Source organism: Pseudomonas sp. NPDC086581, assembly GCF_044746165.1.
Lineage (GTDB): Bacteria > Pseudomonadota > Gammaproteobacteria > Pseudomonadales > Pseudomonadaceae > Pseudomonas.
Genome location: NZ_JBIVBR010000007.1, coordinates 1 through 15,157 on the forward strand (window position 1 = coordinate 1; position 15,157 = coordinate 15,157).

At 66.4% G+C, this 15,157-nt stretch carries 13 protein-coding genes; 1 reads left to right on the forward strand and 12 read right to left on the reverse strand.

Features of this window, described 5'->3' with window-relative positions:
• From ACIPK7_RS15115 to ACIPK7_RS15140, 6 genes are all read right to left on the reverse strand, one after another.
• Positions 1 to 643 (reverse strand): transposase (locus tag ACIPK7_RS15115; RefSeq protein WP_401088600.1); only part of this gene is annotated, 643 nt, incomplete at its 3' end.
• A 509-nt stretch (positions 644 to 1,152) separates the two neighbouring features.
• Positions 1,153 to 3,474, reverse strand: coding sequence for an ATP-dependent DNA helicase (locus tag ACIPK7_RS15120; RefSeq protein ID WP_401088602.1), 2,322 nt, complete (start codon positions 3,472 to 3,474; stop codon positions 1,153 to 1,155).
• Positions 3,471 to 5,120 carry a VRR-NUC domain-containing protein gene (locus ACIPK7_RS15125; RefSeq protein WP_401088604.1) on the reverse strand — a complete coding sequence of 550 codons (1,650 nt, stop codon included), beginning with the start codon at positions 5,118 to 5,120 and terminating at the stop codon, positions 3,471 to 3,473. The genes ACIPK7_RS15120 and ACIPK7_RS15125 overlap by 4 nt, the downstream gene beginning before the upstream one ends.
• Before the next feature lie 250 nt (positions 5,121 to 5,370).
• Complete coding sequence (locus ACIPK7_RS15130) at positions 5,371 to 6,309, reverse strand: class I SAM-dependent methyltransferase (protein ID WP_401088606.1); 939 nt, start codon at positions 6,307 to 6,309, stop codon at positions 5,371 to 5,373.
• Positions 6,310 to 6,367: 58 nt separating this feature from the next.
• The gene (locus ACIPK7_RS15135; RefSeq protein WP_192432784.1) at positions 6,368 to 6,859 is read right to left on the reverse strand and encodes an ATP-binding protein; all 492 of its coding nucleotides are present in this window, start codon (positions 6,857 to 6,859) and stop codon (positions 6,368 to 6,370) included.
• Positions 6,856 to 7,272 (reverse strand): YybH family protein, encoded by a 417-nt coding sequence (locus ACIPK7_RS15140; RefSeq protein WP_401088607.1) that lies wholly within the window; start codon positions 7,270 to 7,272, stop codon positions 6,856 to 6,858. The genes ACIPK7_RS15135 and ACIPK7_RS15140 overlap by 4 nt, the downstream gene beginning before the upstream one ends.
• 273 nt (positions 7,273 to 7,545) lie before the next feature.
• Here ACIPK7_RS15140 and ACIPK7_RS15145 point away from each other — a divergent pair, with 273 nt between their 5' ends.
• Positions 7,546 to 8,166 (forward strand): DUF4157 domain-containing protein, encoded by a 621-nt coding sequence (locus ACIPK7_RS15145; RefSeq protein ID WP_401088609.1) that lies wholly within the window; start codon positions 7,546 to 7,548, stop codon positions 8,164 to 8,166.
• Positions 8,167 to 8,168: 2 nt separating this feature from the next.
• On the opposite strand, the gene ACIPK7_RS15150 is transcribed toward ACIPK7_RS15145, so the two are convergent.
• From ACIPK7_RS15150 to ACIPK7_RS15175, 6 genes are all read right to left on the reverse strand, one after another.
• Positions 8,169 to 9,662, reverse strand: coding sequence for an efflux transporter outer membrane subunit (locus ACIPK7_RS15150; RefSeq protein ID WP_401088611.1), 1,494 nt, complete (start codon positions 9,660 to 9,662; stop codon positions 8,169 to 8,171).
• Positions 9,663 to 9,707: 45 nt separating this feature from the next.
• A complete protein-coding gene (locus ACIPK7_RS15155; protein WP_401088612.1) occupies positions 9,708 to 10,016 on the reverse strand; it encodes a hypothetical protein in 309 nt (102 codons plus the stop codon).
• 68 nt (positions 10,017 to 10,084) lie between these two features.
• The gene (locus ACIPK7_RS15160) at positions 10,085 to 11,188 is read right to left on the reverse strand and encodes an ABC transporter permease (protein ID WP_192432780.1); all 1,104 of its coding nucleotides are present in this window, start codon (positions 11,186 to 11,188) and stop codon (positions 10,085 to 10,087) included.
• A 5-nt stretch (positions 11,189 to 11,193) separates the two neighbouring features.
• The gene (locus ACIPK7_RS15165) at positions 11,194 to 12,336 is read right to left on the reverse strand and encodes an ABC transporter permease (protein ID WP_401088613.1); all 1,143 of its coding nucleotides are present in this window, start codon (positions 12,334 to 12,336) and stop codon (positions 11,194 to 11,196) included.
• Positions 12,333 to 14,099 carry an ATP-binding cassette domain-containing protein gene (locus ACIPK7_RS15170; RefSeq protein ID WP_401088615.1) on the reverse strand — a complete coding sequence of 589 codons (1,767 nt, stop codon included), beginning with the start codon at positions 14,097 to 14,099 and terminating at the stop codon, positions 12,333 to 12,335. The genes ACIPK7_RS15165 and ACIPK7_RS15170 overlap by 4 nt, the downstream gene beginning before the upstream one ends.
• Positions 14,099 to 15,100 (reverse strand): HlyD family efflux transporter periplasmic adaptor subunit, encoded by a 1,002-nt coding sequence (locus ACIPK7_RS15175; RefSeq protein ID WP_192432777.1) that lies wholly within the window; start codon positions 15,098 to 15,100, stop codon positions 14,099 to 14,101. The genes ACIPK7_RS15170 and ACIPK7_RS15175 overlap by 1 nt, the downstream gene beginning before the upstream one ends.
• Positions 15,101 to 15,157: the final 57 nt, after the last annotated feature.

Below are 15,157 nucleotides of genomic sequence, written 5' to 3' on the forward strand. Positions count from 1 at the left end.
GTAAAGCCAGCAGAGTTAGCCGGCAAACAGGACCGATGCCTTTGACTTCGGCCAGCAAATCATCCTTGGCTCGCCAGATCGGTGACTTTTCAATGGCATCGTGCAAACCCGCATCACTGGCCCTGAGGCGTTTCTCCAGCCACTGAATGTGAAGCTTGATATCACGGCGAAGGGCTTTGCCAGTGGCTTGCTGCAAACGCAGCTTCTCCGCCACCAGCATGTCGACCAACTGGCGCCGCCGCCCAAGCAAGTCGGCCAACTCAAACGTTTGCGCTTCAGGCAATGGCCTGATTGCTGGTCGAACAGCCAGGCCGAAAGCAGCAAGAATTCGAGCATCCAGAGCATCAGTCTTAGCTAGTTGCCCAGACGCTTTGGCGAAGTCTCTGACTTGTCGTGGATTGACCACGACCAATGGCAGATTCTGTGCTGCCAGTTCCGCGATCAACAGGCGCTCCAGACCTCCCGTCGCCTCAGCGACAATCAACTGCGGGGCCAGTGCCAGGAGATCGCAGGCAAGCTTGGCTCTGCCAGGAACATCGTTGGCGTAACGCTGCAACGAAGATTGGGTACTGACGAACACGTCAAGAAAGCTTTTCGAGATGTCGATTCCAACGACCGCTGACTCTTGCTCCAATGATTTCACCTCCAACCCTGACTTGCAGAAACGGGCTTTGAGCCCAGGCAACCGTTCGGGTTTATCAGGAAGACCCTGCTCCGACCCTCGCTCGCCCACGATCTGGAAATCTAGTCACTGGCGGTCTGAAGCAGGTGAAAACAACTTACAAGTCCCTTTTGTCAAACGTCGGAGAGCCGCCCTCACAAAAGGAACCAAAAAGTCTTGCCCGAACATCCGGTTTTTCGCTTAGGCGAAAAATTCCCTCGTTGAACCGAAGTTTCAGGGGCACGCGTCGAAGGGCCATCCCTGGCCCATCGCCGCTCTCGCGACATCCATGTCGCTCAACCCCTGAAACTCCGCTTCAACGAGACCTTCTGAGCGGGGCATTCGGCGCGTGCGGATATTTCTCTGGAAGTCTTTTGGGAGCCAGAGCCAGAGCCAGGCGGGGATGTCGCGCTCTTCGTAGGAGCGAGCTTGCTCGCGAACCACACGGCACACGATCAATCGCGAAAAAAAGGGATTTTCGCCTGCGGGAGTTACAGCAACAGATACCCCTGCGGGGCCTTGAACCGCGGCGGGTCGGCGATGAACTTCAGCCGCTCCGGCTTCCACCAGCCCGGCAGCAACCGTCGTACCGCCGGCTGGTTGAAGCGGTCGTCGAGCAGGTAGATCACCCCCGAATCCGTCGGCGTGCGGATCACCCGGCCGGCCGCCTGCACGACCTTCTGCAGGCCGGGGAACAGGTAGGTGTAGTCGTAGCCGTCGCCGAACATCCCCTGCATGCGCTGCTTGATCTCCTCGTTGACCTGGTTCACCTGCGGCAGCCCCAGCGTGGCGATGAAGGCGCCGATCAGGCGCTCGCCCGGCAGGTCGATGCCCTCGCCGAAAGCGCCGCCGAGCACGGCAAAGCCGATGCCGCGCGAGTGGGTGGTAAAGCGATCGAGAAAGGCCTCGCGCTCGATCTCGTTCATGCTGCGCGACTGCACCCAGAAGGGAATGTCCGGATGCTCGGCGGTGAAGCGCTCCAGCGCCTGCTGCAGGTAGGCGTAGCTGCTGAAGAAGGCCAGGTAGTTGCCGGGGCGCGCGCGGAACTGCCGGGCCATCAGGGTGCTGATCGGCGTGAGGCTGGCCTCGCGGTGCTGGTAGCGGGTGGACAGGTTGCTCAGCGCGTGGACTTCCAGCTGCTGGGCGTGGAAGGGCGATTCCACTTCGCGCCAGCCGGTGTCTTCGGGCAGGCCGAGCAGATCGGCGTAATAGTGCGCGGGGGTCAGGGTGGCGGAGAACAGCGTGGTGCTGTGGGCCACCTTGAAGCGCTCGGCGAGGAAGGGCGCCGGTACCACATTGCGCAGGCACAGGGTCGAGAGTACGCGCCGCGCGCTGACGTCGTGGCGGGTGATGTCGAACAGCGAGTGCGGCCCGTAGGCCTCGGCCAGCCGGCAGAACAGCATGGCGTCGAGGTAGAAGCGCAGCAGCTCGGCCTCGTTGCCGGTGGGCTGGTCGGTGAGGTGGTCGGTGATGGCGCTGACGGCCTTCTGCAGCGCGGCGATGAACAGGTCGGGGATGGTCGGGTAGATCTGGTAATCCACGTCCTGGTCCTGGTCCTGGTGCAGCTGGTTCCAGTGCCGGCCGACGCGCTCCAGCGCGCTTTTCAGCTTGGCCGGGGCGACCTTGCGCAATGCATTGAACTCGCCCTGGTCCAGCTCGGCGCTGTACATGCCACGGCCGCGCTCGATGAGGTTGTGCGCCTCGTCCACCAGCAGGGTGACCTTCCAGTCGTTGAGCAAGGTGAGGCCATAGAGCAGGGCGGTCATGTCGAAGTAGTAGTTGTAGTCGCCCACCACCACGTCGGACCAGCGGCACAGCTCCTGGCTCAGGTAATAGGGGCAGATCTGGTGCTCCAGCGCGACCTTGCGCACCGCCTCCTGGGTCAGCCAGCACTGCTTGAGCGCAGCCTCGCGGGCGGCGGGCAGGCGGTCGTAGAAGCCCTTGGCCAGCGGGCAGGATTCGCCGTGGCAGGCTTTGTCCGGATGTTCGCAGGCCTTGTCGCGGGCGACGTGTTCCAGCACCCGTAGCGGCTGGGCGGCCTCCTGCTGGCGCAACGTGGCGAGGGCGTCCAGCGCCAAGCGCCGGCCGGGGGTCTTGGCGGTGAGGAAAAACAGCCGGTCCAACTGCTGGCCGGGGAAGGCCTTGAGCTGCGGGAATAGCGTGCCGAGGGTCTTGCCGATGCCGGTGGTGGCCTGTGCCATCAGCGTATGGCCGTCGCGGGCGGCGCGGTAAACCGACTCGGCAAGCATGCGCTGGCCCTGGCGGAAATCGGCGTAGGGAAAGCGCAGCGCTTCCAGCCCCTGGTCGCGCTCGACGCGGTGGGCGCTTTCCTGCTCGGCAAACTGCACGAAGCGCTGGCATTGCAGCTCGAAGAAGGCGCGCAGGTCGGCGGCGGAGAAACGCTCGCGGAACTCGGTTTCCTTCTGGGTAATGACGTTGAAGTAGACGACGGCGAGATCGATGGCGTCGATCTCCAGGGTCTGGCACAGCAGCCAGCCGTATACCTTCACCTGCGCCCAGTGCAGCAACCGGTGGTTCTGCGGGATGCGCGCGACGTCGCCGCGGTGGGTCTTGATCTCTTCCAGCAGGTTTTCGCTCGGGTCGTAGCCGTCGGCGCGGCCGCTGACCACCAGCCCCGGATATTCGCCACGCAGCGGCAGCTCGGCGATGTAGCCCAGCCCTCGGCGGGAGACCACAGTGGCGTGCCCGGCCATGCCTTCCTGCGCCGTGGGGGCGGGGGTGAAGCGCAGGTCGAGGTCACCTTCCTTGGCGGTGAATTCGCACAGCGCGCGCACGGCGATGGCATAGCTCACGCGCTTTCCGCCACTTCGTCCGCCCAGCGCACGTAGCAGACTTCCACCGGCATGCCGTGCTCGGCGCAGAAGGCCAGCCAGCGCTTCTGGTTATCCTGCAGGCGGTCGCCGGGGCCTTTCACCTCGATCATCCGGTAGCGCGCCTCGCCGGGCCAGAACTGGATCAGGTCGGGCATGCCGGCGCGGTTGGCCTTCGGGTCGGCCAGCAGGCGCTCGAACCACAGCTTCAGGTGCGCCGCCGGCAGGCAGTGCAAGGCCTGCTCCAGCAGGTTTTCATCCAGCAGCTCCCAGTGCACGAAGGGCGAGAGGATGCTGGACTTGGCGGTCCAGGTTTCGCGGATGACCGCCAGATAGGCGTCGCTGTCCAGTAATGCCAGGCGTGCGGCGAAGGCTTGTGCGCGGCGGCTGACGAAGTCGCTGCGGTTGAGGTCGCTGGGACCCGCCTGGAAGGGGTGGAAGAAAGCGCCGGGCAGCGGGGCAAAGATCACGTCCCAGCAGAGCAGGCCGAACAGGCTGCAGACCAGCGCGTTCTCCACGTAGTGCACCGGCGCTTCGTCCTGGTGAAGCACGGCCTGCACGGCGAACTCGACGTTGACGTCCGGGCGCGGCAGCTCCAGGTCGATGCGCAGCGGCGGCGTGGTCTTAGCGGCTTTTTCCTTCGGCAGGCCGAGCTGGCGGATCAGTCGGGTCAGCGCGCGCTCGACCAACTGCAGCTCGCCATCACTTTCCGGCGCGGCCAGGGCGGTCTGCACCAGAGCATGGGCTTCTTCGAAGCGTTGCAGACGCTCCAGCACGCGAATCTGCCGTTGCCGCGAGCCACCGGTGGCGGTGCGCTGGTACAGCGCCAGCGCGGCGTCCAGCTCGCCTTCGCGCTCCAGCTGGTAGGCCATGCGGTACAGCAGGCGGCCGTGGCGGGCTTGCAGGTAGGCGTTGTCGCTGTGGAAGTCGCCCAGTTCGGCCAGCAGCCCGTCGATGGGTTCGCCGGTTTCGAAACGCACCGCGCCGTTCCACAGGTGAATGTAGGCTTCCAGGTCGTCGCGGCTGCGGAAGGCTCGGGAATCGGCGGTGAAAGGGACGCTTTCGTAGCGGAAGATGCCGAGATCGGCGAGGACGAACTCGGACCAGTCCTGCTGCAGATTACCGAAGAACAGCAGGCGCAGGCGGTCGCAAAGCGGCGTCGCCATCAGGGTGTAGAGCTGGTCGAGCTCCGGGTACCAGCCGGCGAAGGGCTGTACCTGCTCGTGGTAGGCGTGCAGGTGCTCGTACAGCTCGGCCTTCTTCAGCGCGCGGCGCGGCAGGTCAGCGCGGAAGCGCGTGAGCAGTTCGTCCTTGAGCAGCAGCGGCAGCAGGTCTTCCAGCGCAAGCGGGCAGGCATCGTCCAGCCAACCCAGCTCCAGCAGCGGCGCGGCTGCCTGGGAAATGTCGCCGATCTCCGCGTAGCTCAGCTTGCCGGCGCGAAAATGCGGGCCCTTGCGCATCACCAGTCGTACCAGCAGTGCCCGCGACGGCAGCGGCAGCGCGCGGAAATCGGCGATGAACCGGGCTTCCTCGGCGTCGAGCAGATCGGCGTAACGTTCGTCGATCCAGTCGAGGGCGCGGTGGAAGTTGGTCAGGTAGTAGAGGCTGGGATCGAGCGGCACGGACATTGGCGGGCACTGGTTTTACATACAGTGGCAAGGATGGCGTGATGGGGGCCTGGCCGCAAGGGTTAGCGTGGCCTTTCATCGGGAGATGTGGGGCTTGGTTTTAGGGACGCCGTACCTCAGGTGGGACGGCGGATAACGCCGTAGGCGTTATCCGCCCTACGGGGGGCTCAGTCGGAGCGCTCGTTCGTAGGGCGAATAGCCGTTCACGGTTATCCGCCGTCCAATGCCATTGCGCGGTGAGGGCGGCGGATCAATCCAGCCGGAACACCAGCGCCTTCAGGCCGCTGTCTTCCTCGATATCGGCAAACTCCGGCGGGTTTTCCAGGCGCTCGATGAAGCGCAGCTGCGGTGCTTCGGCGGTCATGCCCTGGAGCAGGAAGTCGACGCCGACGCCGGGGTCGTTCACGCAGGCCAGCACGGTGCCGGCCCCGTCCAGCAGTTCCGGCAGGCGGCGGAGGACGCGGGCGTAGTCCTTGTCGAGGACGAAGCTGCCTTTCTGGAAGCTCGGCGGGTCGATGATGATCAGGTCGTACGGGCCGGATTTCTTCACCTTGCCCCAGGACTTGAACAGGTCGTGGTCGAGGAAGCTCACCTTCGACAGGTCGTGGCCGTTCAGGCGGTGGTTGTCGCGGCCACGACTGAGCGCGGCACGGGCCATGTCGAGGTTGACCACCTTCTGCGCGCCGCCGGCCATCGCCGCCACGGAGAAGCCGCAGGTGTAGGCGAACAGGTTGAGCACGCGCAACCCGGCGGAGTTGGCCTGCACCCACTGGCGGCCGTAGCGCATGTCGAGGAACAGGCCGTTGTTCTGCTTGCGGCCCAGGTCCAGCTGGTAGCGCAGGCCATGCTCGCTGATCTGCCAGCCGTCGAAGGCTTCGCCGTTGAGCACTTCCATGGTGCTTTCCAGTGTGTAGCGGTGCTGCAGCATCAGGCTGCGGGCGCCGGTGGCGCGCCAGATGTCGCCCTGTGCCAGTTCCACCAGCATTGCCCGCAGCGCGCTCAGCTCGTCTTCGGCGGGCTCGCGGAACAGCGACACCAGCAGCACGCCTTCCAGCCAGTCGGCGGTGACCTGCTCCAGCCCCGGCCAGCGGCGGCCACGGCCGTGGAACAGGCGGCGGGTCTCCGCAGGGGCGGGGTTCAGGGCGGTGAGCAGTTGCTCGCGCAGGGTGGCGATGGCTTCGGTGTTCATCTATCCGGTCTTTCTGATTCAGGCGATTGGAGCAAATCGGGGCGGCGATTCTACGCGCTCAGGCGCCGTGGCGCTGCACCTGCAGTTTTTCCTCCGGGCGCGGGGCGACGAAGTAGCGGTTGAGCGCCTCGTAGCCGGCCGGGTCCAGCGGCGCGGCCAGCGGGGCGATGGCGTGGCGCGCCAGCAGGCGGCTGCGGCAGGTGGCCGGGTCGACGTCGAGGAAATGCAGGCAGTGCGCCGCACCGGCCTGCTGAGCCAGATCGATCAGCCAGCGGCGGTCGGCCAGGGTGTTGGCGGGGATGTCCAGCACCACGCTGGTGCCGGCGCGGAGCAGGCCGACCACGTGCGGGCCCATGACCTTGCGCACGCGGCGGGCGTAGAGCTGGTAGTCGTCGGGGTTGCTGATGCCCCAGGGGAACAGCTCCGCCAGCCACTGTTCCTCGGCCAGCATCACGGTGCCCGGCGCCTCGGCCAGCTCGCGCGCGAGGCAGGACTTGCCCGACGCCGCCTTGCCGCAAAGCAGGTGCAGCGTGCCTGTCTGTGTGCTCATGTAGTCGCCTCCAACAGGTCGGTGCCGTAGGAGTTATCGACCGCGCAACGCCAGACGCCGTCGGCTTCTCGGCGGAACACGTAGGTGGCGCGGCGGCTCAGCTTGCCGTGGCTGGTATCCAGCAGGGTTTGCGCGACAACGAGCGCGGTATCGCCGGTATCGAGGATTTCCAGGCGGCCCTGGCGCACCCGCAGCTTGTGCCCGAAGTGCTCGGCGATGGCGACGAAGGCCTGGCGGATCTGCGCCTTGCCGCGCGCCAGCAGGCCCGGCTTGACCACCAGCAGGGCGTCCTCGGTGTAGAACTCGAGCAGCGCGTCGAAGTCCTCGCGGCCGATGGCTGCGTCGGCGGCCTGGATGAGCGCTTGCAGGGGGTGCTGCTCTGGCGAAAGGGCCGCTGGGGTTGCCTGGTCCATCAGTGTCTCCTCGATCGGGAGCCTCGGACGGCGGGCATTAAAAAACCCGCCGGGAGGCGGGTTTGGTTGTTCGCTTGAATGCGCTAACCCACCATCGGAGCGATGGTGGTAATAATCTGCTGGAAGGTGCGGTTGGCGGCATTCATGGGTCAGAAGCTATCAGAAGTTTCATACGTCGCGCCAGCGCTCTTTTTTTGCTGGCGGCATGGCATGATCGCGCCGCGCCATGGTCTGAGCACCATGTCTTTCTCCACGCTGTAGCGGAGTCTCTTCATGCCATCCCCCCTCGCAACCCGCTTCCTGCGCGCCCTGGCGCTGCTCGCCGGGTTGGCCGCGTCCGTCGATACCCTTGCCGCGACCTGCCCGCCGGGGCAGCGCCAGGTCTGCCTGGACACCTGCACTTGCCTGCCGGACCTGGGCGCCGTGCTCGGTCCGGTGCTGACTGACACCCGCAAGATGGCCGCCCAGGCGCTGGGCGTTTGGCTGCAGCAGTCCCGCGAGCAAGCGGCGCAGGGCGGCACCGAGCCGATCCCGCTGGAGATCCGCGCCCAGTTGCAGCCGTATTTCTCCGACGACGTGCTGATGGCCGCGCGCTATTCCACCGGTGCGCTGGACGAGTTGAACGCCGCCCAGGCGATCATGCAGAACCCCGACACCGAGGCCGTCACCCTGGTGGACGTGATCGTCTTCCGCAGCGAGGATGACGCGCAAAAGGACGTCGCCCTCTGGGCACACGAGCTGTGGCACGTGAAGCAGTACCAGGAGTGGGGCGTACAGGGCTTCGCCACGCGCTATTCCGAGGACTTCGACGCCGTGGAGGCCCCGGCCTACGAGATGCAGCGCCGGGTCGCCAAGGACCTGCGCGACGGCAAGGTCACCGCACAGCAGAATTGACCTCAGCGGCTGGCGCTGGCCTCCGGCGTCGGCGTGCCGCCGCCGAGCGCCTTGCACAGGGCGATCAGCGTCAGGCGCAGCTGGGTATCGCTGTCCACCACGTCGCGCCGCGACTGCAGGTAGGCGCGCTGGGCGTCCAGTTCCACCAGGAAGTCGGTCATGCCGCCGGCATAGCGAGCCTTGGCCATGCCGTAGGCGACGTCGCTGCTGCGCAGCTTTTCCTGCAGGCGCTGGTTGCGCTGGCGCTCGGCGCCGTAGTGGCTCAAGGCGTCGTCCACTTCCTGCCAGGCCTTGAGCACGGTCTGCTGGTAGGACACCGCCGCTTCCTGCTGCTCCAGCTTGCGCAGGTTGATCTGCGAGCGCCGCCGGCCGTTGTCGAAGATCGGCAGCGACAGACTCGGGCCGACGCTCCAGGTGCGGCTGCCCCAGTCGCTGAACTTGCCGTCGTCGGCCGATTCGTAGCCGAACTTGGCGCCCAGGCGGATGGACGGGTAGAGGTCGGCCACGGCCACGCCGATATTGGCGGTGGCAGCGTGCAGCTGGGCTTCGGCGGCGCGGATATCCGGGCGGCGGCGTGCCACTTCCGAAGGCAGGCCCAGGCTCAGGTCGGGCGTTTGCGGGGTGTTTTGCGCGACGGGCCTGAGGTCATCGCGCAGGCTGCCGGGTTCGGCGCCGATCAGCACGCCGATCTGGTTGATCGCCGCGCTCTCGCTGGCGTGCAGCTGCGGCAGGCTGGAGCGCAGATCGGCGAGCTGGCCGCGCTGGCGTTCGACGTCGAAGTCATCCACCAGCCCGCCATCGGCGCGCACCTGGATCAGCTGCAGGGATTGCTCGGTAGCGACTATGTCCTGGTTGGCCACGGCGATCTGCTGCTGTACGCCGCGCAGCTCGAAGTAGGCGCGGGCCAGTTCGGCCGAGACGCCCAGGCGGGTTTCCTCGAACATCGCCTGCTGCGCCGCCACGCTGGCGTCGGCGGCCTCTATAGAGCGGCTTACGCGGCCCCACAGGTCGGGCTCCCAGGAGGCGTCGAAACCGGCCTGGTAGAGGGTGAAGGGCTGCGCCAGCACTTTGCTGATCTCGTCGCTGCTGGCGCCGGGGGCGATGCGCTGGATCATCAGCGCGTTGGCGCCGTTCTCGCTCATGCGCTGGCGGGTCACGCCGCCTGAGGCGTTGACGTCCACGCCACGCTGCGCCGCCACCATCTGCCGCTGCATGCGGCTCTGGGCGAATCGCAAGACAGCGCTGTTGAGGTCGGGGCTGGCCTTGTCGGCGCGGCGTTGCAGGTTGTTCAGCACCGGGTCGTTGAACAGCGTCCACCAGTCCTCGCTGAGGCGGACGTTGCCCTGGGCCGGGTGCAATTGCGCATCGCCGGAGTGCGCGGCCTGCCAGCTGGCCGGCGCCTGGGTTTGCGGCGCTTCGTAGTCGGGGCCGACGGCGCAACCGGCGAGGCCGGTGCCGAGCAGGGCAAGGGAGACGAGGCGAGACGTGCGGTTCATCGATGGCACCTTTTCAGAATTGCACCTTTTCAGATTCGCTGGGCGCTAGTCATCGGACGAGCCCTCGAAACGCCGTGCGACGAAGCCCAGCAGCAGGCCTGTGGCAATGCCGACGACGCCCAGCGTCAGGCCCATGGAGCGGTTGCTGACCATGCCGACGTTTTTCACATGGGTCGGCAGACCGAGCAGGCCGATGAAGAACAGCATCGCCAGCGACAGAGCGATCAGGTAGATGCCTCCGGCTCGCCAGGTGTCGGTCGGGATGCCCTTGCGGCGGCAGTATAGGTAGCCCAGCCCGAACGGCAGGGCGAGCTGGGTGACGGCGAAGACGATGAACTGGCTGGTTTCGCTCATGGGTGGCGGCTTCTGAAGTGGGGTTCCGGCTGAGGGTATTGCATCGCGGGGCCATCTCCAGTAATCGACTACGCAAGCCGGTGGCGGAACAGCCACGAGGCGAGCGGCAGGGTGACGGCGGCCACCACCAGCATGGGGATCAGGTTGTGCCAGACATCGGCTAACGTCGCGCCTTCGAGGTAGACGCGCTGGATCAGGTCGATGCCGAAGCGCAGCGGGTTGGCGTAGGTCACCACCTGCAGGAACTCGGGCATGTTGCGCACCGGCGTGGCGAGGCCGGAGAGCAGCGTCAGCGGCATGATCAGCACGAAGGTGTAGAGCATCGCCTGCTGCATGTTCAGCGACACCGCGCTGATCGACATGCCCAGCCCGACACAGGCGATGGTGAATACCGCCAGCCCGGCGTAGAGGTTGAACAGCGAACCGGCCATGGGTATTCGGAACCAGAACAGCGCCATCAGCAGCACCAGCGTGGCCTGCAGCATGCCGATCAGCAGGGGCGGAATGGCCTTGCCGAGCATGATCTCAAGTGGCGTGTAGGGCGTCACGAGCAACTGGTCGAAGGTGCCCTGTTCGCGTTCGCGGGCCACCGAGAGCGCGGTGAGCATGAGCGTCTGCATCATGCTCAGGGTGGCGATCAGCGCGGGGATCAGCGGCCAGCGGGTCTCCAGGTTGGGGTTGTACCAGGAGCGGCTGACCACGCTGATCGGCGCCGCGGTCAGGCCCTGTTCCTGGTTGAACTGCTGCACCACCACGGCCAGCCCGGCGGCGGCGGAGCCGGCGGTGTTGGAGTTGCGCCCGTCGAGGATGACCTGGATCGGCGCCGGGTCGCCCTGCGCCAGGCGGGTCTGGAAGTCCGAGGGGATATGGATCACCAGCAGCGCCTTCTGCTCGTCGATCACCGTCTGGATTTCCTCCACGCGGGTCAGCGTCGCCACCCGGTGGAAGATGCCGCTGCCGTCCAGGCGCGAGGCGAGGCGAGTGGAGGATTCGCTGTGGCTCAGGTCGAGGATGGCGTAGGGCGCGTCGTTGAGGTCGAAGGTCACCGCGTAGCCGAACAGCACGCTCTGCATCAGCACCGGCGCCACCAGCACGATGCGGTTGGCCGGGTCCTTGAGGATCACCAGCAGTTCCTTGCGCCACAGGTTGAGGATGCGCCAGAGAAATTCCATGCGAGTCAGTCCAGCCGCTTGCGCGTCACCATCCGCGCCAGGCCCAGCAGGGCGACGGCGTAGGCGGCGAGGATGGCGCAGTTCTTGAGGATCATCGGCCAGAAGTCGCCGGCCAGGAACAGGGACTTCACCAGCTCCATGAAGTAGGTCGCCGGCAGCAGGTTGCCGATCACGCGGATGGCAGTGGGCACGTTGCGCAGGTCGAAGATGAAGCCCGAGAGCATCATCGCCGGCAGGAAGCTGGCGAGCAGGGCGATCTGGCTGGCTAGGAACTGGTTTTTGGTCACCGCCGAGATCAGCAGGCCGATACCCAGCGCCACCAGCATGTAGAGCATCGAGGCGATCACCAGCACGACGAAGGAGCCATAGATCGGCACGTCGAACAGGAAGCGCGCGGCGAGCAGGCACAGGGCGAGGCCGATCATGCCGATGCCGAAGCAGGGGATGATCTTCGCCAGGAGGATTTCCACCGGCCGCACCGGCGTGACGAACAGCGCTTCCAGCGTGCCGCGCTCCCATTCGCGGGCCATGACCAAGGCGGTAAGGAAGGCGCCAACCAGGGTCATGATCAGCACGATCAGTCCCGGCACCAGGTACCAGGTGCTGGTGTTGGCGGCGTTGAACCACATGCGCTGGACAATGGTGACCGCGCCGCGCTGGTCCGTGGACTGGGCGGCGCTGCCGGCGCTGCGGTCGGCCTGCTTCTCGCCGTAGCCCGCCAGGGCGCTGCTGACGTAGTTGGAGACGCTGGCGGCGCGGGTGGCGTCCGAGCCCTGCACGAGTACCTGTACCTGCGCGTTGCCGTCGTTCAGGCGGCGGGTGAAATCGGCAGGGAATTGCACCAGCGCGTCCACCTCGCGGGCCTTCATCAGCGCCTCGCCTTCGGCGAAGGAACGCACCAGATGTGGCTCCAGGTACTCGGTACGGCTGATCCCCGCGGCCACGTCTCGGGCCACGGGGGACGGGTCATCGAGGACGATGGCGACGATGGCGCGCTTGACGTCCAGCGACAGGCCATAGCCGAAGATCAGGATCAGCGCGATGGGCAGTCCGATGCCGATCAGCAGGTTGCTGCGGTCGCGCACCAGCTGCCGCACTTCCTTGCGGGTCAGTGAGGCGAGGCGCCGCCAGAAGCCACCGGCGCTCATGCCGTGCCTGCCTTGGCGTGCTGGCGATTGCTCTCGACGATTTCGATGAACGCCTGCTCCATGTTCAGCGTGCTGCCCTTGCCGCCGGCCTGCTCGCGGACTTCCTGCGGGGTGCCCATGGCCAGCAGCTTGCCGGCATCCTGGATGACGATGCGGTCGCAGTACTCGGCTTCTTCCATGAAGTGGGTGGTGATAATGATGGTGGTGCCCGATGCCGCCAGTGCCGTGATGCGCTGCCAGAAGCCGCGGCGGGCGAGGGGGTCGGCTCCGCTGGTGGGTTCGTCGAGGAAGAGGATTTCTGGCTCGTGGAGCAGGCCGACCGCCATCGCCAGGCGCTGCTTGAAACCGCCGGGCAGCTGGCCGCTGGGCGAGTCCTCCTGGCCGCTGAGGTCGAACTGCCGGGACACCGCGTCCATCCGCTGGCTCAGGCGCTTGCCGCCCAGGCCATAGGCGCCGCCGAAGAAGCGCAGGTTCTCGGCGACCGAGAGGTTGCCGTAGAGGGAGAACTTCTGCGACACGTAGCCGACCTTGCGCCGCGCCTGGGCTCGCGCGTGGCGCAGGTTGACCCCGGCGACCTGCAGCGTGCCGCTGGTGGCCGGCAGCAGCCCGCAGAGCATGCGGAAGGTGGTGGTCTTGCCGGCGCCGTTGGGCCCGAGCAGGCCGAAGATTTCCCCCCGGCGCACGCTGAAGTTGGTGCTGGCCACGGCGGTGAAGTCGCCGAACTTGCGGACCAGGTCCTTCACTTCGATCACCGCTTCGTTGCTGTCGTCGTGACGGTGCGTGCCGGCCTTGAGCGACTCCATGTCGACGGCTTCGGCATCGCTGCGAGCGCGCAGCAGGAACATGAAGCCGTCTTCCAGGCGCGCGTCCACCTGGCGTACCGGTGCGCCGTCGAGCAATTGATCGAGCTTGCCCTGGTCCGCGTCCGGCTGGCGGATGAAGCGCACCTCGCCGGACTGTGGCACCGCGTCGACGATGTTCTGGTGGTCGTCCAGCAGCCGCGCTTGCAGCGTGCGGGCGGGTTCGTCGGCAGGTGGCGTGGCGATGAAGCAGAGGTTGTCGGCGTGCTCGCGGATCGACGCCGGGTCGCCCTTGGCCATCAGTTGGCCCTGGTGCAGCAGAAAGACTTCGGCGCAACGCTCGGCCTCGTCCATGTAGGAGGTGGAGACCAACACGCTGAGCTGCTCCTGCTCGATCAACTGCTGGATGATCTCCCACAGTTCGCGGCGCGACAGCGGATCGACGCCGACTGTTGGCTCGTCGAGCAGCAGCAAGTCAGGCGAGCGCACCAGGGTGCAGGCCAGGCCCAGCTTCTGCTTCATGCCGCCGGAGAGCTTGCCCGCCGGGCGATCGGTGAAGCGCGCCAGGTCGGTCATCTCCAGCAGGCGCTGGTAGCGCTCCTGGCGCTCCTGGTGCGGCACGCCGTGGAGGTCGGCGTAGAGATCGAGGTTCTCCTGCACGCTGAGGTCCTCGTAGAGGCCGAAGCGCTGCGGCATGTAGCTGATACGGTCTTGCACCTGCTGCGGGTGGGCGTGGACGTCCACGTCCAGCACCGTGAGGGTGCCGGCGTCGGCCTGCAGTAGCCCGGCGACCAGACGCAGGAAGGTGGTCTTGCCGGCGCCGTCCGGGCCCACCAGCGCGGTGAGCTGACCGCGGGGGATGTCCAGGCTGATGTCCTTGAGCGCTTGCACCGTCTTACCCGACTCTTTCACCAGAAAGTGCTTGGCCAGGCCCTCGGCGCGAATGACTGGAGCGTCAGACATCAGCGCGGCTCGTCGGCGAAGCGCACCGTGGCCGGCATGCCCAGGCGCAGCCGGTTATCCGGGTCGGCTACCAGCACGCGCACCTCGTAGACGAGGCTGGTGCGCAGCTCTTCGGTCTGCACCGATTTCGGGGTGAACTCGGCCACCGAGGAAATGAAGCCGACGTGGCCGTCGATGGCCTGGTCCGGATGGCTGTCGGTGAATACCTGGGCCTTCAGGCCGGGCTTGATGCGGCCCAGGTTGGTTTCGCTGACGTAGGCGCGAATCCATTTCGGGTCGGTCAACGCCAGGGAGTACACCGGCCGCTGCGGCGAGGCCATGTCGCCGGGCTCCAGCAGGCGCGAGCGCACAGTGGCGTTCTGCGGTGCCTTGAGGTCGGCTTCGTCGAGGTTGTGCTGCAACAACGCCAGGTCAGCGCGGGCGGCGGCGAGCTGGGCGTCGGCCTGGGCGATGTCTTCCGCGCGCGGGCCGATCTGCGCCAGGCGCAATGACTTCTGCCGGTCTTCCAGCTCGGCCTGGGCGACCTTCTGCTGCGAGGTGGCGCTGTCGATGTCCTGCTGGCTGACGGCGCGGCCACCAGGGCTGTTGGCGCGGATACTTTCCAGCCGGCGCAGCTGGGTGCTGGCGAGGTCGAGCTGGGCGCGGGCGGCTTTGTCCTGGGCTTTCGCCCGGTCGATGTCCTCGGGGCGCGAGCCGTTCTTCAGGCGCAGCAGGTTCTGCTCCTGGGCGGTAATCTGTGCTCGGGCCTTGTCGATCTGCAGGCGCAGGGCGCGGGTATCCAGGCTCGCCAGCACGTCGCCGGCTTTGACCACGTCGCCTTCCTCGACATTCATCTTCGCGATGCGCTCGCTGCCGGTGAAGGCCAGCGACACCTGACGGATGTCCACGTTGCCGTAGAGCACCAGGCGTTTGTCATCATTTTCGCGGGACTGCAGGTACCACCACAGTCCGCCCCCCAGCAGCAGCGCAACGAGCGCCACCAGCACCAGCTTCTTAGGCATCGGCCCATCCCTGATTCATGACAGCCCGGTGAAGGATAGACAGTTATTCGCCCCAGG